The organism is Flavobacterium sp. PS2 (assembly GCF_046250155.1).
Taxonomy (GTDB): Bacteria; Bacteroidota; Bacteroidia; order Flavobacteriales; family Flavobacteriaceae; genus Flavobacterium.
The window spans coordinates 3,921,151-3,937,447 of the sequence record NZ_CP176426.1; the positions used below are offsets into that span (position 1 = coordinate 3,921,151).

General features: G+C 30.4%; 21 protein-coding genes. All 21 read left to right on the forward strand.

What is annotated here, in order from left to right; all coding sequences use genetic code 11:
* Positions 1 to 50: 50 nt before the first annotated feature.
* Positions 51 to 1,382, forward strand: coding sequence for a DUF2586 domain-containing protein (locus tag ACJ6WR_RS17265; RefSeq protein WP_409415944.1), 1,332 nt, complete (start codon positions 51 to 53; stop codon positions 1,380 to 1,382).
* 140 nt (positions 1,383 to 1,522) lie between these two features.
* A complete protein-coding gene (locus ACJ6WR_RS17270) occupies positions 1,523 to 1,948 on the forward strand; it encodes a hypothetical protein (RefSeq protein WP_035684757.1) in 426 nt (141 codons plus the stop codon).
* Positions 1,949 to 2,369: 421 nt separating this feature from the next.
* Positions 2,370 to 2,714, forward strand: a complete 345-nt coding sequence (locus ACJ6WR_RS17275) for a hypothetical protein (protein ID WP_409415945.1) — start codon at positions 2,370 to 2,372, stop codon at positions 2,712 to 2,714.
* A gap of 36 nt (positions 2,715 to 2,750) precedes the next feature.
* Positions 2,751 to 4,769, forward strand: a complete 2,019-nt coding sequence (locus tag ACJ6WR_RS17280; RefSeq protein WP_409415946.1) for a hypothetical protein — start codon at positions 2,751 to 2,753, stop codon at positions 4,767 to 4,769.
* Between the two features lie 2 nt (positions 4,770 to 4,771).
* Positions 4,772 to 5,290 (forward strand): hypothetical protein, encoded by a 519-nt coding sequence (locus ACJ6WR_RS17285; protein WP_039117087.1) that lies wholly within the window; start codon positions 4,772 to 4,774, stop codon positions 5,288 to 5,290.
* A gap of 33 nt (positions 5,291 to 5,323) precedes the next feature.
* Positions 5,324 to 5,827, forward strand: coding sequence for a hypothetical protein (locus ACJ6WR_RS17290; protein ID WP_409415947.1), 504 nt, complete (start codon positions 5,324 to 5,326; stop codon positions 5,825 to 5,827).
* A 50-nt stretch (positions 5,828 to 5,877) separates the two neighbouring features.
* Positions 5,878 to 6,147: a hypothetical protein gene (locus ACJ6WR_RS17295; protein WP_039117089.1), complete on the forward strand. Its 270-nt coding sequence runs from the start codon at positions 5,878 to 5,880 to the stop codon at positions 6,145 to 6,147.
* 36 nt (positions 6,148 to 6,183) lie between these two features.
* Positions 6,184 to 6,654: a hypothetical protein gene (locus ACJ6WR_RS17300; protein ID WP_039117090.1), complete on the forward strand. Its 471-nt coding sequence runs from the start codon at positions 6,184 to 6,186 to the stop codon at positions 6,652 to 6,654.
* Positions 6,655 to 6,672: 18 nt separating this feature from the next.
* Positions 6,673 to 7,194 carry a hypothetical protein gene (locus tag ACJ6WR_RS17305; protein WP_039117091.1) on the forward strand — a complete coding sequence of 174 codons (522 nt, stop codon included), beginning with the start codon at positions 6,673 to 6,675 and terminating at the stop codon, positions 7,192 to 7,194.
* A 46-nt stretch (positions 7,195 to 7,240) separates the two neighbouring features.
* Positions 7,241 to 7,606, forward strand: a complete 366-nt coding sequence (locus ACJ6WR_RS17310; protein WP_039117092.1) for a hypothetical protein — start codon at positions 7,241 to 7,243, stop codon at positions 7,604 to 7,606.
* A 16-nt stretch (positions 7,607 to 7,622) separates the two neighbouring features.
* Positions 7,623 to 8,237 carry a hypothetical protein gene (locus ACJ6WR_RS17315; protein ID WP_409415948.1) on the forward strand — a complete coding sequence of 205 codons (615 nt, stop codon included), beginning with the start codon at positions 7,623 to 7,625 and terminating at the stop codon, positions 8,235 to 8,237.
* A 64-nt stretch (positions 8,238 to 8,301) separates the two neighbouring features.
* On the forward strand, positions 8,302 to 8,916 hold the full coding sequence (locus tag ACJ6WR_RS17320; protein ID WP_409415949.1) for a hypothetical protein: 615 nt from the start codon (positions 8,302 to 8,304) through the stop codon (positions 8,914 to 8,916).
* A 388-nt stretch (positions 8,917 to 9,304) separates the two neighbouring features.
* Complete coding sequence (locus ACJ6WR_RS17325) at positions 9,305 to 9,787, forward strand: M15 family metallopeptidase (RefSeq protein ID WP_039115946.1); 483 nt, start codon at positions 9,305 to 9,307, stop codon at positions 9,785 to 9,787.
* A gap of 4 nt (positions 9,788 to 9,791) precedes the next feature.
* On the forward strand, positions 9,792 to 10,262 hold the full coding sequence (locus ACJ6WR_RS17330) for a hypothetical protein (RefSeq protein ID WP_409415950.1): 471 nt from the start codon (positions 9,792 to 9,794) through the stop codon (positions 10,260 to 10,262).
* Positions 10,263 to 10,266: 4 nt separating this feature from the next.
* A complete protein-coding gene (locus ACJ6WR_RS17335; RefSeq protein ID WP_039115942.1) occupies positions 10,267 to 10,599 on the forward strand; it encodes a hypothetical protein in 333 nt (110 codons plus the stop codon).
* 234 nt (positions 10,600 to 10,833) lie between these two features.
* Positions 10,834 to 11,121: a hypothetical protein gene (locus tag ACJ6WR_RS17340; RefSeq protein ID WP_039115940.1), complete on the forward strand. Its 288-nt coding sequence runs from the start codon at positions 10,834 to 10,836 to the stop codon at positions 11,119 to 11,121.
* Positions 11,108 to 11,410 carry a hypothetical protein gene (locus tag ACJ6WR_RS17345; protein WP_039115939.1) on the forward strand — a complete coding sequence of 101 codons (303 nt, stop codon included), beginning with the start codon at positions 11,108 to 11,110 and terminating at the stop codon, positions 11,408 to 11,410. The genes ACJ6WR_RS17340 and ACJ6WR_RS17345 overlap by 14 nt, the downstream gene beginning before the upstream one ends.
* A gap of 192 nt (positions 11,411 to 11,602) precedes the next feature.
* Positions 11,603 to 12,679: a hypothetical protein gene (locus ACJ6WR_RS17350; protein ID WP_409415951.1), complete on the forward strand. Its 1,077-nt coding sequence runs from the start codon at positions 11,603 to 11,605 to the stop codon at positions 12,677 to 12,679.
* Between the two features lie 15 nt (positions 12,680 to 12,694).
* Entirely contained in the window at positions 12,695 to 13,321 is a 627-nt protein-coding gene (locus tag ACJ6WR_RS17355) for a hypothetical protein (RefSeq protein ID WP_409415952.1), read from the forward strand.
* 80 nt (positions 13,322 to 13,401) lie between these two features.
* Positions 13,402 to 15,714, forward strand: coding sequence for a fibronectin type III domain-containing protein (locus tag ACJ6WR_RS17360; RefSeq protein WP_409415953.1), 2,313 nt, complete (start codon positions 13,402 to 13,404; stop codon positions 15,712 to 15,714).
* Between the two features lie 104 nt (positions 15,715 to 15,818).
* Positions 15,819 to 16,286, forward strand: coding sequence for a hypothetical protein (locus ACJ6WR_RS17365; protein WP_409415954.1), 468 nt, complete (start codon positions 15,819 to 15,821; stop codon positions 16,284 to 16,286).
* Positions 16,287 to 16,297 lie beyond the last annotated feature (11 nt).

Genomic DNA, 16,297 nt, shown 5'->3' on the forward strand with positions numbered 1-16,297 from the left:
TGCCTTTTTTTGAACAAAAACAATTTTTTAAACAATTAACATTTTATATTATGAGTACATTAAACGATGTAGTGATTAACAAACTATCTGGCGGATTAGGAAGAAGAAATCCAGAACAAGATATGGTTTCAGGATTACTTTTTGATGGAGCTTCAACTGCAAAATTAGCATTAGACAAAATAGAGCGTCTGGCTTCATTAGAAGATGCTGAAGCATTAGGAATTACAGCTGATTATGATGTAAATGGACAATCAGCTTATTATCAAATCCAACAATTTTTCAGAATGAATCCTTCTGGGGACTTGTACATTATGAAAACTGATGCCGCTTCTTATGAGGTTATTGCAGGAAAAGCAATGGGGATGCAGGAAAAAGCAAACGGAAACATTCGTCAAATGGCGATTATTTATTCGGGATCTACATCATTCGCACAAACACAAGCTGCTGTTTTAAAAGCAAAAACAGAAACAGAACTTGCTTATACAAATTTTATGCCTTTTGAAGTTATTCTGGAAGGAAAAGGTTTTGAGGCTAAATTAGCTACTTCTTTAATTGAATTAAACGCAGAAAACGTATCAGTAGTTGTAGCTATGGACGCTGAAAAAGCGTTTGAACAAAAGTTATATCAAAAAAGCACTACACTGGCAGATGATGTACTTTATACTTTAGCTTCTAAAGAAAAATTAGTCCCAGCAGAGGGCTTCCCAGATGTTTATAACGTCAAAAACGATGAGGGCTTGAAAAAAGAAAATGGAGTTATTCTTGAATTCATTTTCAAATATTCGTACAAAAATACCGCCGCAGTTGGTTTAGCATTAGGCGCAATTTCTAAAGCAAAAGTATCTGAAAATATTGCTTGGATTGAAAAATTCAATCTTACTGGCGAAGGTTTTGCAAAAGCAGGCTTTGTTGGGGGGCAAGAAATCAAGACTTTGGGAGATTTAAGAGACTTAAACGAAAAAAGATACATTTTTGTAAAAACACATACTGGTTTGCCAGGTGTTTATTTTAACGATAGTCATACTTGTACTAAAGGGACTTCAGATTTTGCTTATGTTGAGAACAACCGTACTATTAACAAAGCAACTCGTTTATTGCGTACTGCTTTATTGCCAAAATTAGCTTCTCCGGTTTTAGTAGATATTGATGGTAAATTGCCTCAATCAGTTTCTAAAAACTTTGAAGGTTTGTGCAGAAGTGCTTTAGAAGGAATGGTTGCTAACCAAGAAGTATCAGCTTTTGATGTTTATGTAGATCCAAAACAAAATATTTTGGCAACTTCAGAATTAAAAGTAAAAGCTGAAATTACTCCAATTGGAACTGCCCGCAAAATTATGGTCGATTTAGGATTTAAAAATCCTTTTGGAATCGACAAAGCATAATTTACTGAATTTAATATAATTCAAAAAAACATAAAAATTCACCAATTATATCGCACTTATTCATTTACTGTAAATGCAAATGAATAAGGTGATAGTTCCAGATCGTTAAAAAGATCATTAAAAAATAAACAAAGCTACATATGAATAAATTACCATTAATTAACGGACAACAACACAGCTGGTCATCAATTGAAGTAAGTATTGCAGGTAACATCGTTACCGGAATTACAGCTGTAAACTATAGCGACTCAGTATCTAAAGAAAACCATTACGGAGCTGGAGATATGCCAGTGCACAGGGGTAGAGGGAAGTATGAGGCAAAAGCTTCGATCACTTTATACAACTACGAGGTAGAAGCTATTTTAGCCGCTTTGCCAAAAGGACAAAGATTGCAGGATATCAATCCTTTTAGCATCATTGTTAGTTACCTGGACGACAGTAATGAAGTAATTACACACACGGTAAGAAACTGCGAATTTAACTCAAACAGTAGAGGAATTAGCCAAGGAGATACCAAAATCGCGGTTTCTTTTGACTTGATCTGTTCTCACGTTGAGTGGAATTAATCTACATAAATTACTACTACTAAAACCATAATACCCTATTTTCTGTCTATAAAACCGACTAAAAAGAGATAACCATTATTTATTGCGTTACACAAAAAAGAAGTTCAACGAACATAATTTTTGTCTGCATATTATTTCTATTTGCTCTTTGTTAGTCCGTTTTAAGCAGGAAATCTACTTCAGGAGGCTGCCTAGAGTCTTATTTAACTTCAAAAAAATAACTCAGGCAGTCTCTTCTTTTAAATGCACTTAGATAATTCAATTTCTATAAACGATAGAAAAAAGTCAATCAGTTAGTATAACTAAAAATGACATTTATACCTGTGTCCGGGAGTATTATGTATTGCGAATACAGTTGAATAACAGCAAAAGACACCGCCAAATAAGACATCAATTTACCCTATCATAAAAACATTTCAAAATGGAAATAACAAATTCAAAAACGGCCGATATTCTTGATGGAAACATTACTCAGGCACAATTAAACCAATGGAAATACAAGCATAAAAAAGTAGTTAAACTCACCATTGCTGATGATGACGAAACTACGTTGTTTGCTTACTTCAAAAAACCAGATATCAGCATACGTTCTGCTGTGTTGCAAGCCTCAAAAATGGACGAATTTAAAGCGCTAGAAGTGTTGTTCAAAAACTGCTATCTGGGTGGCGACGGAAAAATAGAACAAGAAGACGATTTACGTCTTAATATCACCACAGCATTTTCAGATCATATTCAGCCAAAACCTGTTAAAGTAGAAATACTATAACCAAATCTTTTTTGCTCTTCTCTAAAAACTACCCTAATGATTACTAAAAACCATACTATAGAACTTAAAGATACCAGTGCATCTGAAATGGCAAGGTTCAGGCAAATCATGCTTGGTATTTGGCGTCAGCAAATTGAAGATGATAAGAATGGTGATGGAATGGAGAAATTCATTGTTTCACAATATGAAAGTACAAACGAGCAAAAAACTTCTTTCAAAAAAACAACAAAACCTAAAACAATTGCAAAACAAATTAACAAAAGAGGATTTGTAATCGCAGAAAATGGTATTCGTTTACATGCAACACCCTCTCCATATGACGCATCGTATTTAAGCAAAAAAGGCATATTTGGTAAAGTTTACAAAGTAGTAAGTGAGGTCGTAGTAATACATCAAGATTTAACTAACAAAGGATGGTATAAAATCAAAACTGCTGATCAAAAATATGGCTATATTGAAACACATAACATTGTTTTAATTCCACATAACAATTATTTAGACAAATATACCCGTGCTTTTCTTTACGTAAAGTCAGATTATAATTTTGAAACTAATATTGCCAATGTTTTTTATAAAAATTATAAGATAGAAACAGGAAATGACCGAAGAACTTTGGCAGAAGCTTTTTATTTGCTTAACACCAAAAGTAATCATGCCCATGGTATTATTCTAAAGAATGAAGCCCTTAAAACGGGTAATTCATTTGAATTAGCAATTAAAGGAACTCATGATCCTGATTTTCATAAAGCAAGGCTAACCTACAGCCAATTGCAATTATCAGCTAATCGCATTGTGCGTATTCCTAATGAACAATATATACAATTACAACGTCAAATAGGTACTTTAAGTTCTCGCTCCGAATTTATGAATACCGCTATAAAAACTGGTGATATTATTGCAGAAATATTGGCAGGAGTTGGTGGATTAATTGTAGGGGTAATAGAAGGTATTCTGAGAGGTATATATGATACTTTGGTAGGAATTATAGAATATATTGAAAGTATAATAGATACAATTAGAGATTTATTATCAGGCAAATTTCTTGATAAATTGAAAGAAATGTATCAAGCCATCATCAAATTAGCTAATTCTAGTTGGTCAGAGCTAAAAAACATTTTATACTCCTTTTTGGGCAGTATAGGAGATAGTGTAAAAAAAGTAATCGACAATTGGTTTTCTTCATCTCCTTATGAAAAAGGCAGAGTAATAGGGCTTTTATTGGGAACTATTTTACTAGAAGTTATAATAGGAATATTTACTGGTGGCGGTGCAACGTTTGCAAAATTAGCTTCAAAATTAGGAAAGCTAGGTAAAATTTTAATGAAAATAGAAAAATTCACCCATGAGATAAAAGAGAAATTACTATCCAAATTACCAAAAAAACTTTTTGAAAAAGGAGATTATATACATGATCTAGATGATAGTAAAAACTGGATGCGATCAGCTTTGCTTGTCCAGGCAAGAGCCACTGCTGAAATCATGGATGTAAAAGGATATAGCATAGGTCAATTAATGACTACACTAAAATTATCCGGTAAACTGTACCCAAAATTAAAAATTAAGTGGGATAGTATACACAAGAGAGATAATATATATGCGATTACACTTACCGCTAGTCCAACTAAAACAGTAGATAGTCATTTTTCGAGTGAAGGTAAAAAAGATGAAGATAAAACAAGTACTTTTGAAAATGATTTAAAACATAATAAGGGATATTATAATGGGCCAAAACCTAAGTATGAAAATCCTGGTCATCATGATTTAAAATCTCCCAATTTTAGAGGCGGAGGCTCAAAAACTGAAATAATTCCTGAAAATGCTGAAGCTTTATACAAAAGAGCAATTCCAGGCCTAACAAACAAGGAAAGTCAGCAAGGAATACCAAAGAAATGGTATAGTATAGATGAAAAAGGAAAAATTCATCAATTTCAAGTTGACAATAATGGATATACACATTGGGCTGGTAGTGAAAATGGTTCTAGGGGAGTTACTGTAGATAATGCAACTAGGAAAAGATTAGATGAATTTTATAAAGATTTTATTAAGAAAAAATAAACATGAAAGAAATAGGAACTAAAAAAGAAATTTTTATATCGATAGACAGTAACGTTTCCGATAGATGGTTTTCAAAAATATCATTCATTATAAACGATTATGATTTTGAATATAATGAAGAAGAAAATCTAAGCTTTTTATGTGTAGATTTTGAATGTTTTAAAATAGCAATTGATAATGACCAGGAAGTATATAAAGACGACTATTTTTGGCAATTTACTGACAGTGAAATAATTAAAAAATGGAATAAATACTTCAATAGTAAAACAATTGAGGAAATGGAAGATCCGAAAATTGAATTATTAGATAAAAAATTTAATGATGTTATGATTCCTTTTGATAGCAGGTTTTTTAATTTATGGGTTTTTATAGGGTATGTAAAAGATGATGTATGGTACTGGAAAGTTTGGGAAACAATCAATCCTAAAGAAATATTAAACTTTAAAATTTCTGCACAAAGTTTAAATGAAGTTTTAGTTCAAACTCCGATTTATCTTAGAGAAAAAATCTTATTAGATTAATTATGATCTTATCTCAAAAATAGACAAAATATTATGATAAAATTAAAGATAAAAAACTCGAAGATTAAATGGACAACGTTTTTTTTGCTTTTATTAATATCTTGTCAAAATAATAAAAATACTATTTTATCTTTTCGGGAAAATAATACTTATTTATGTTATAATGTTTATAAAAAGACTGATCTTCCTCCAACAACAAGACATACATATGTTTTTAGAAATAACGGAGATTTTTATCAGTTTGAATATCAAAAAAACACAAAAGAAGAAACGAGAATTTGTGAAAATACAGGTTTTTTTAAACCACTTCTATGGAAAATAAAAGGGGATTCTATTCTTATAAATAATTTATATTATAATCCAATTTCAAAAGTCAAAGGCGAAATTATTTTATCAAAAAAGAATCATGACACTTTAGTTTTAAAAGAAATAAAAAATAAATTCGATATTGAATTCTTTAAAAGAAAAGATTCTTATATCTACACAAAAAATAAAAAGGGTGATACAATTGAAAAAAAGCTTTTGTTAAATCTATAAAAAAATAGAAGTATGAATACAAAAGAATAAGTAATTGAGAACTTAAAAAATTGGATAAAAAAACAAATGTTATCTCGTACGATAAAGATATTGGTTTGGATTGTGATGATAAAGAAGTAGTTACTCTAAGAGACAAAACTAATAAAGAAGTTTATGGAGTCTCATTTAAAACTGAAGACAAAATAGAATATGATAAAAATGGTGAAATTATTTCACTATTCGAAGGAATGTACTGTTTTGCATATTTTGACGCCGAAACATTGGAATTACTTTACATACACAAAAAATCAGGATATATAGAGGTTGACGGTTCTTATTGATAGATTTGAAATCATTTTTTAATCAATTATAATAATATGCCAAGTACAACCTATATAAGTTACGAAAAAAAGAAAGGATTCCAGATTGGAGAATATGAGTTTGAAATCATCAGTGCATTTAATGTAAAGGCATTTGAACAAATTGGGTTACAAAATAAACCTGAGTGGTATTTAGGTATTTATGAGGATTTTGACGAAATCATGAAAGGACATCAACAAAGAGTTATGTTTGTGCTATTTGATGATTATTTAGCTTTTATACCTGAAAGAGAATCTAAAATAATTGAAGTTTTTGAATTAGCAAAAAAGTTAATCCAGGAAGAAGGCGAAAAATTATTTCCTGAAAAGCTCAATAAGATGCAAGAAATAAAAGACTGGCCACAAACACAGGTAGAATGGACGGGTTCTCTATACACAGATGATATGATTCATGTTGTTGATATCATGATAAAAATGCTGGAAAAAGAATGGAATGATGGGGATTATAAAGTAGAGTTCAAATATTAAAACTTTTCCATACAAATAATGAACTTAACAGAAATTCAAGAATATTTTTCAAATAGCTTAGTACTATTCGCAAACAATGATATCATTAACCAATCTTTATCAAAAGAAACTGCAGATATTTTATACAAGATTGGATTGCCTAATCATAATACTTTCGGTGGAGATTATGAGTTTTTTGGAAATGTTGAATTATTAGATGAAAGGTATTTAAAAATTGGTACTAAAAACACTTTTATAAATGAACTTTTTGGCTTATGCATTGACATTAAAACTCAAAAAATAATAGGAAGGACACATTATCGAGAAGGGATAAGAACTTATACTATTAATAAAAATTTAAAAACATATCTTGAATATATTTACACTTACACACGCTTTAGAAAGGAAGTAAAAATACCTCGAAAATTAGGAGCATACCATTTACATCATGAAAAATATGCTCTGGAATTAAAAAACAGATTAATGGCTATAGATAAAGATGACGTTAATACAGATTTTTGGTATAGCTCTATTGGAGAAATGGAATTGGGAGTTGTATAAATAAATTTGGAAACATTACCAACGCTTATCCATTAAAACGATAATTATGAAATATAATTTTAAAAAAAATGATTTCCTTTTAGAAAATGGAGAGATATATTATGAATTGGGAGTTGATGGAGAATCATTAGATAACGATATTTTTGCACTTTCATATATAAATTGGGAAGGTTGGACAATAGAAGAGGCTCAAATGATTATTGATGCATCTAAAAGCTTAACAGGGAAAGAGATATATGACTATGTCGTGCCTGGAAATGAATTAACTATTTCTATCGATAAAGAATATGTTTATTTTTTTGATTGGAGAACCTCACAGGAAGAAGAAAACTTTAGCTGGACTTTTGAAGAATTCATTGATTTTATGGAAGCATTCAAAGATTTTATTTCTAAAAACCGCCCAGCAGACTAATGAATACAAAACAACAATGAACAATTTACCAAAATTAGATTTTTTATATTTTAATCTTGATCGTACAGAAGAAAATTATCTAACAAATACGCAGCTATATTATGACAAATTTGATTGGGATGAAAATCATTTTGATGATTATATCAGGAGATGTTCTTTAGAAGAATTGGTTTATTTAATGATTTATATCTATAAAGATAAATATCCAAGAAGTGTATTTCATTTTGCGATTTCATTAGACTCTAAGCAAGAAAATTTACTTTCTTTTATCAGTAAAAATAAAAGAACAATAAGTGAAAATAAATTTTCCCATTATAAATTCTTAAGAGAAGACGTCATCGCAATGAGTACTGAACATCACGAAGAAGAATATTCAGATGAAGAAAGTATAGAAAAATATTGGCGAGGTGAATCATATATGCAAAATCTTTTTTTAGAATTCAACGAAGAAGTTCCAATTCATATCATCGACAAAGCTTTAGAAGGAAAAGAATATACAAAAGTAGAAAAAGATAATGTATTGCTTTACGAAGTAAAAGATAGCCCTATTGCTTCGCTAGAAGTTGCTAAAACCAGTATCAAACTAAATATAAATGAAGACAAAGTGATCTTATATGTAGCAATTTGGTAGTTGGTTTTAAAGTTTGTTGCACTTAATCAGATTTCTAATTCCCTTTACATCATCTAAAAGAACTATGACCAACTTACCAAAACTAGATTTTTTATATTTTAATCTAGAACATACAGAAGAAAATTATCTGAATAGAAAAGAACTATATTACGATAAGGTTGATTGGGATGAAAGACATTTTGAAGATTATGCTAAAACCTGCTCTCTTGAAGAATTGGTATATCTAATGATATATATATATAAAGATAAATATGCTAGAGATAAATTTGAATCTATTATTTCCTTAGATTCAAAAGATCAGGTTTTACAATCTTACACTAATAAAAAAGGAAGAATTATTACAGAAACAAAATATGACTCTTATAATTTTTCCAGAACAGAAGTTATTGGTATGATTTCCCAATATCATAGTGAACAATATTCGGATGAGGAAATTATTGAGAAATATTGGAAGAGTGAATATTATATGCAAAATCTTTTCCTGGAGTTTAATCAAGAGGTTCCAATTCACGTCATCGACAAAGCTTTAGAAGGCAAAGAATATACCAAAACTGAAAAAGATGAGGTATTACTTTATGAAGTAAAAGACAGTACAATAGCTTCGTTAGAAATTACTAAAAACAGCATAAAATTGAATATAAATGAAGACAAAGTGATATTGTATGTTATGATTTGGTAATTGATTCTTAAAATATTTTCTTTTCATTGCAATCCCGTTTTTCTTAATTAGAAAAACGGGATTTTTTTCTTTAATTTTAATTTTTGTCTATAAAAATAAAACCATTAAAAGTATAATATTCTATACTGAAACTACTGATTTACAATTTGATATTATTTTTATAACACGCTATTTAGGCGTATTTTTACAGTATAATTAAAAGCACTTATTCCATCAAGATTGCAATCACAAAAAAACAACATTTTCAGGATTTACTTAAGCAATTGTTTTAGTCTTAAATAAATTTACAACACCAATAATCTTATCAAATACTACAAACTCTGATTGTCTTCAAACAATTAGAAAGGCTTTTTATGCTTAAAATTTGAAATCTTTAATAAATACAAATATGGATCAAACAACAAAAAAACACATTGATTTACTGCATCCTTCGGTTAGGGAAGAAGTTACTAAAATCATTGAGGAATGTGATATGGCATTAACCAAACGAGCTAAAGTGCGCGTTACACAAAGTCTCAGAACTTTTCAGGAACAAGAAGATCTTTATGCTTTTGGCAGAACGAAACCTGGAAAAAAAGTAACAAATGCCAAAGGAGGTCAATCTATTCACAATTATGGCTTTGCGGTAGACATTTGCCTCATTATAGACGGTAAAACGGCTTCGTGGGATACTGCAAAAGACTGGGATGATGACCGAATCTCGGACTGGCAGGAATGTGTGAAAATTTTCAAGAAATACAATTGGAACTGGGGGGGAGATTGGAAAACCTTTAAAGATCTTCCGCACTTTGATAAAAAAGGATATAGCGACTGGAAAGTACTCAGTAAACTAAAACGTGACAGAAAAAACTATGTAATCTTATACAAATAAACAGATGAAACATTTGAAATTAAAACATCTAATTTTTCTAATTGCTATTTCTTTTGCAATTATCTCATGCACATCAACTAAAACGGCCCAATTCGACCCTTATTCTTATCGAAAAGCGATTGAGATAAAAGATGAAACTTCCAGATTAATGGATAAAGCGATTTCTCCTTATACTAATCAGAAATTAGAAGTTGAAGCTTTATTCCTGAACATCGAAAAATTGACTGAATATGAAAAAATCAAGCCCAATAACGAAATCACATTTGCGATGTGGAAGGCTTTAAATGATAAAGAAAAAAATCTTTTGGCAGGATTCTTCAAACGTTGGGAAACGAAAGGGATTTTATCTCCAGTTTTTATACAGGAGTCTAGAAAACAGGTTTTAGATGCTTTGGATTTACTCATTCAATATGAAATTAAAAAAGACAAAGAATCAAAGGATGCACTTTTATATTTAATTAACAGTAATACCTAAAGTTATGAATAACGATCAATTAATAGAAGAGTTAAAAAGCAAACTAAAAACTATTATAACAAAAAGTTACAAAGACTACAAATCGGAATTAGAGAAAGATTTAAACGCATTTTTAGTAATATCAAAGGAAAAACTAGAACGTTGGATGATTCTTTTCTCTACTGGAGATTTAACCGAAGAAGAATTAGAATGGCTGCTAAAAAGTCAACTGGATTTAATGACATTACAGGCGCTTCAAACTACTGGAATATCAAAAATAAAACTGAATACTCTTAAAAATAATATTATAAAAGTAATTTTTAAAGTGATTATCGATATGATTATTCCAGGCGCATAAAAAGGTTATTTTTAACTTGTAAAATAATTATGTAATGGGTTTAAGTTATTGATAATTAGGTTTTTGTTATTGAATTTTAACTTACTGAAACTACTGATTCCCAACCTTTAAAATCTTGGTTAAAGGCAAAGCATAGCGTATTTTTACAGTATCAAATAAGACATCATCTTTTGAGTATGGCGCGCAAATTCAAAAGAAGAAATTAATTAATAAAAGAACAAATAATAACAACATATGAAAGATTTTATCATAGATGAAGACTTGTTAATTACAAATGGAGATTTTGCTATTAAAGATGCAGATCAGCAAAATATAGAGCATCTATTATTAAGCCAGAAAGGAAGTTATAAAGAGTTTCCTATTCTTGGAGTAGGAATAAAAAAATACATGAATAGTCCAGATGCAACATCCAGACTAAGATTAGAAAACGAAATAGATAAACAATTATCGTATGACAACTTTAATGTAAAAACATTAGATGTTAACGATTTACAAAACATTAAAATCGATGGGAACTATTAAACCACAAGAAAACCAAAACATTTTTGACATCTCTTTGCAAGAATATGGAAGTATAGAAAAAGTATTTGATATTTTAGAAGACAATGAAAAATTTAATATTACAGATGATATTTCTGTTTACGAAGATTTAAAAATAGGCCGTGAAGCCTTTAAAAAGGATATTGTTGAATACTACAATTCCAGAAACTTAAAGCCTGCAACTTCTATTTCAGATGAAGAACAGTATTTACTGGATGACTTCTCCGGAATTGATTATATGATAATTGAAGATGATTTTATCATTTATTAATAAATAGTACTAAGCTATTATTATTATTATCTAAAAATCTCAGGATGCTAGAATAATGATACATTTCAATTTCTCCTTTTAGAAATCTCTAAAAGAAAACTACTTCTCTGTAGTATTTACAAAAAAACATAAACAATTTTCTATAAGCATATACACATGTCTTACAGGCTAATCTATACTAAAAATTAAAATATGGCACGTACAATTGCTGAAATTCAGAACGAAATTCTGGAGGAGAAAAAGAAACAAGCCTCCCTAAACGGCTTAACAGAATCAAAAGCTGCGATTTGGAAACTTTGGATCAATATAGTGGCTACAGCTATCTGGATACACGAAAAAATAGTCGAAAAAAATGCCCTTATATCGAGGCCTCATACGTTAAACTGGTATCGAGAACAGGCTTTGAATTTTCATTATGGCGCACCATTAGATCCAGATTCGAGTAACGAAATGTCGCTGATCTGGAAAGATGGCTCTTATCAATTTGACACCACAAATCTAGATGAAAAACAAATTGAAGATTCAAAAATTATAAAGCATTGTGCAGTAAGCGAAATTGATCTAGAAACTGTCCTTAAACGAAATAAAAAAATAGAAGAAATAGAAGAAATAGAAGAAATTTTCTCTGATTATTTCCACAATAAAGTTGGAGTTGTTTTTATAAAAGTTGCCACTGTAAAAGAGGATAAAATCTCGAGAATCGACGTTCCTAATGAACTTTTTGCTTTTAAAGAATACATCGCAAAAATTAAAGATGCAGGAAATCAAGTGCATATCACTTCTGACCAAGGAGATAACCTGAAATTAAGTTTGAATGTTTACATCGATCCTTTGAGCATTTTTATCAACCCAAAAGATATTGAATATTACCAATCAAAAATTTCAAACAAACCTTTAACACCAGAAGAACAATACGAATTGGATAATTATAAATTCGATTCAAGAAACGGATCATTAATCTTAAATAATAATACGGTGTTTCCAGTTTTAGATGCCATTAAAAATCATTTAAAAAATATTGAGTTTAATGGAGCTTTTGTAAAAACATACCTGGTAGATGCTATTCAGAAAGCACAAGGAGTTAAAATTCCAATACTAAGTAAAGTTGAAACTGCTTGGGCAAAAAATCCTAACGATAAAGTAGATCCTATTTTTAAGGATGCAACCAAGATTGAATATTTTATTCCAAACGCAGGTTATTTTGACATGGATACACTTCAGGTTGAGGTAAACTACATCCCTTACACATTTTACCGAGATAAACAATAGTCTAATATATATACAATGAATAAATACACCGTTTTAAAATGGGAAAAGTTGCTGTTATGGCTTATTCCTCCAATTCTTAGGAAAAAAACTCATGTTGATTGGCTTAATGTTTTGTTGACGCCTCTTCATACCATTTATGAAGAAACGCTGTATAAAATGCAGCATACAGGACAGGTCATTTATCTGGAAAAAGTACTGAATGAAACTTATAATCCAACTAAAAATTACAATCCTAATTTAAGCATAGAAGAAAAACGATTAGAAGAATTAATTTATATAGACGAATCGGTTAAGCCCACTATACAGTATGTATATCTTCACAAAGAATACTACGAACCGGATGGTACTTTAATGATTCCGCAATTAAAAGTATATACACATGATGAATATAAAAAAAGAAACAATAAACCTGTTTACCTCGCTCATCGTAAGGATTATACCCAAATAAATTACGCCAATTTTAGAGTGTTTATACCCGAAAGTTTAATAGCAAATAATACTATAACAGTTCAGCCAGCCAAAGATCAATCTGTACAAACGGATGCTATTAACGTAGCCAATATGGAATACCACAATCTACTCAATTTTTATAAACTGGCGGGTAAAAGTTACGGGACCTATTCTTATTCAGTAAAAGATTAAACTAAAAGTTGAAATATAAAATAGAGGTATTCTTATCTCAAAAAAAATAGTAAAAATAATAGACATTTAAAAACATAAAAATGAAACAAGTAAATTTTAGTCATTCAGGAGGATTTCCTCTGGAGCAAGAAACTTTAGAAAGACTTCAAACCGCTTACAGACATGAGTTATTCGAAGCCTTAAAAGGACATTTAAGCATCAAGACCAATAAAAACTATATCGTAGCCCCTGCAACGATCGACAAGAAAGGTTGGGCTATTATTCATCAAGAAGAAAAAGATCCTAAAGATGAAACAGGTGCGAAAATACTGGAAGGAATTTTATATCCTATTGGAAAAGGTACTCCAACTGGATTTTTAAAAACTACCAGAACAGGTACAAGTTTAACATACGGAACAGGGGTAGTACAAAATGCCTATTTTGATTATAAAGCCCAATACATTAGTCCGGAAGATTATGCAAATCGTCCTGTACCTTCTCCAATCACTGATGCATTAGCAGTATATTATTATGAATTAAAAGATTTCAAAACCGTAAAAGATCTTCAGGCAATAGAAACTGATATTGATTTAATCAACCAAACCTATCTTCCGCTTGATGGATCAAAGGCAATGAAAGGGGACCTTGATTTGGGCTCTTACAAATTATCAAAATTAGACATAAAAGAAAGCGCTACAGCCAATGTAAGGGTTGCAGATTTTAGATTGGGATCAACTTTAGGTAGAGCAATAGTGAATAGTAATACTAATCTTTCTTTAAATTATGGTTCAGATTGGCAGAATACAAATATAGGAGGGAAAGTATATTTAGAGAATTTAAATACATCAGATTCTACTAGTTCTTTGTTGGTATTAGATGATTCAAATCAGGTTATTAAGAACAATACATTAATCAAGTCACTTGTTGATCGTATCGTAAAGTTAGAAGAACAACCTGCAACAACAGTACCTATCGGAATGATTGCTATTTGGGGGAAAACTGCACCATTTCCGAAAGGATGGGAAGAATATGTGCCGTTAAGAGGAAGAATGCCAGTAGGTTTGGATATAAATGATCAAGCATTTAATACACTGTTAGGAATTGGTGGTGACAAAGAAAAAATATTGCAGAAAGAAAATATTCCTGCACTTGATGTAACGTTACCAACTTCTTCAGATGATAACAGCGGGGGTGATGCTTCATATGTTAATGCTACTAATGTAGATTACGAGTTTGATAAAAAATATTTAGATGTGGTAAATAAAGGTAATGTTATTAAAGCTATAAATATTCTTAATCCCTACAGAGTAGTTCATTTCATAGAATATACAGGAACAACTGCAGTAACAAACCCAACAAATTTAGAGGTATCGAACATCGGTAATACAACTGTAACTTTAAGTTGGACAGCATCTACGGATAGCGTAGCTGTAGCTAATTATCTGGTGTCTATAAATGGTGCTTTACCATTCTCAGTAGGGAATGTTCTTTCCTATGATGTTACCGGATTGGCTGCAGGAACATTTTACAGTTTTTATGTTGTAGCACAAGATGCAGCTGGAAAACAATTGGGTGTCAGTAAAACTGTAAGTGCAACCACAACTACAACTGTAATCGTTATAGCTCCGCCAACAGGCTTAAGTTGCTACGTTACAGACTTGCATCTAATGAATCTTAGTTGGAATAGTTCAACAGGTAATGTTAGTTACTACGAGATATTTAAAAGAGAATCTGGTGAAACTTATGGACAAACTGCGTCACATACAAATGCTGGTGACACTACCACTCGTAGTGTTCTTGGTAGAGCAAAAACAACATATTTTTTTAAAGTAAGAGCTATAGATACTGCAGGAAAAAAATCTGACTTTACTCCTGAAGTTTCAGTAACCACAGAAGGAGAATATTCATGTTTTGATGTAGAATCTTTGGTAACAATGGCATCTGGACAAGCAAAGAAATTAAAGAATATTGTAGTTGGAGACAAACTTCAAGGATTTTCTTTCCCGAACGAAATTGATGAGTCTGAAGGAGATTACATGCTATGGAATGGTAAATTAAATGAAGCTGCCAAAGCAGAAGTAACAGTAGTAAGTAAACAAACAAGTGTACAGCCAAATTACTACGAAATCATAACAGCAGATACAGTGATTAAAGTTACTGGGCAACATCCATTATTAGTTTCTCAAGATGGAGAAAATGTTCAATATGTATGTGCGAAAAATGTAATTCAAAGTATGCTATTGGTTGATAAAACTGGAAAGACAAAAGCTATCGAATCAATCTTATTTAAAGAAGAACCTCTAGAAGTTGCATTATTAGATGTTGAGAATGTGGATAATTATGTTATTTCGGGAATTGTTGTTCACAACAGTAAACCAATAGATCCAAAGGATCCAAATGCTCCAGGGAATTAAAGGAGAATAAAAAATAACAATATGTAATAATTTTTTGGGGCTTCATACTTTATGCCCCAAAAGATTATTTGTTAAAAGAATAATTAAACTAAAAAAGATTATACATGAATAAAATTGTGAAATTTATTTTTACAGCTTCAGCATTGCTGTGGCTTTTAATTACAATACTAACAATGATGCCAATAGCAACCTTATTACTACCAACCTTACTTATCTCAAAAAAACATTATACTGAATGGATCCTTTTTTTATTTGCATTGATTTGTTCTTTAGGTGTTTATCCTATATGTTTTATGTATGCCGTTATAAAATGGAATGGTTTTTTAAGCTATTTAAGAAGACTTAGTTTGAGTATCGACATTAGCGGAAATATGGTAGCTGGGGCATTATTAAACGATAACTTTATTATCGCTTCCTCTACAAATAAATTTGGTATCGTTCAGGAAACCATAAGCGATAATTTAGGAGAAAATGAAAGAGATAATACATTATCAATTTTCGGAAAAAGGTTTACCAACTTATTAGGAGTAATTGATTTTAATCATGCTCAAAAATCTATAGTAGAAGATTAAAAAAAATAGAA

Coding starts and splice junctions, on each gene's coding strand:
- ACJ6WR_RS17340 (WP_039115940.1), top strand. CDS start 10,834: ATGAAAGATTTTATCATAGATGAAGACTTGTTAATTACAAATGGAGAT.
- ACJ6WR_RS17320 (WP_409415949.1), top strand. CDS start 8,302: ATGACCAACTTACCAAAACTAGATTTTTTATATTTTAATCTAGAACAT.
- ACJ6WR_RS17360 (WP_409415953.1), top strand. CDS start 13,402: ATGAAACAAGTAAATTTTAGTCATTCAGGAGGATTTCCTCTGGAGCAA.
- ACJ6WR_RS17345 (WP_039115939.1), top strand. CDS start 11,108: ATGGGAACTATTAAACCACAAGAAAACCAAAACATTTTTGACATCTCT.
- ACJ6WR_RS17355 (WP_409415952.1), top strand. CDS start 12,695: ATGAATAAATACACCGTTTTAAAATGGGAAAAGTTGCTGTTATGGCTT.
- ACJ6WR_RS17305 (WP_039117091.1), top strand. CDS start 6,673: ATGAACTTAACAGAAATTCAAGAATATTTTTCAAATAGCTTAGTACTA.
- ACJ6WR_RS17280 (WP_409415946.1), top strand. CDS start 2,751: ATGATTACTAAAAACCATACTATAGAACTTAAAGATACCAGTGCATCT.
- ACJ6WR_RS17325 (WP_039115946.1), top strand. CDS start 9,305: ATGGATCAAACAACAAAAAAACACATTGATTTACTGCATCCTTCGGTT.
- ACJ6WR_RS17310 (WP_039117092.1), top strand. CDS start 7,241: ATGAAATATAATTTTAAAAAAAATGATTTCCTTTTAGAAAATGGAGAG.
- ACJ6WR_RS17335 (WP_039115942.1), top strand. CDS start 10,267: ATGAATAACGATCAATTAATAGAAGAGTTAAAAAGCAAACTAAAAACT.
- ACJ6WR_RS17265 (WP_409415944.1), top strand. CDS start 51: ATGAGTACATTAAACGATGTAGTGATTAACAAACTATCTGGCGGATTA.
- ACJ6WR_RS17350 (WP_409415951.1), top strand. CDS start 11,603: ATGGCACGTACAATTGCTGAAATTCAGAACGAAATTCTGGAGGAGAAA.
- ACJ6WR_RS17285 (WP_039117087.1), top strand. CDS start 4,772: ATGAAAGAAATAGGAACTAAAAAAGAAATTTTTATATCGATAGACAGT.
- ACJ6WR_RS17315 (WP_409415948.1), top strand. CDS start 7,623: ATGAACAATTTACCAAAATTAGATTTTTTATATTTTAATCTTGATCGT.
- ACJ6WR_RS17300 (WP_039117090.1), top strand. CDS start 6,184: ATGCCAAGTACAACCTATATAAGTTACGAAAAAAAGAAAGGATTCCAG.
- ACJ6WR_RS17270 (WP_035684757.1), top strand. CDS start 1,523: ATGAATAAATTACCATTAATTAACGGACAACAACACAGCTGGTCATCA.
- ACJ6WR_RS17275 (WP_409415945.1), top strand. CDS start 2,370: ATGGAAATAACAAATTCAAAAACGGCCGATATTCTTGATGGAAACATT.
- ACJ6WR_RS17290 (WP_409415947.1), top strand. CDS start 5,324: ATGATAAAATTAAAGATAAAAAACTCGAAGATTAAATGGACAACGTTT.
- ACJ6WR_RS17365 (WP_409415954.1), top strand. CDS start 15,819: ATGAATAAAATTGTGAAATTTATTTTTACAGCTTCAGCATTGCTGTGG.
- ACJ6WR_RS17330 (WP_409415950.1), top strand. CDS start 9,792: ATGAAACATTTGAAATTAAAACATCTAATTTTTCTAATTGCTATTTCT.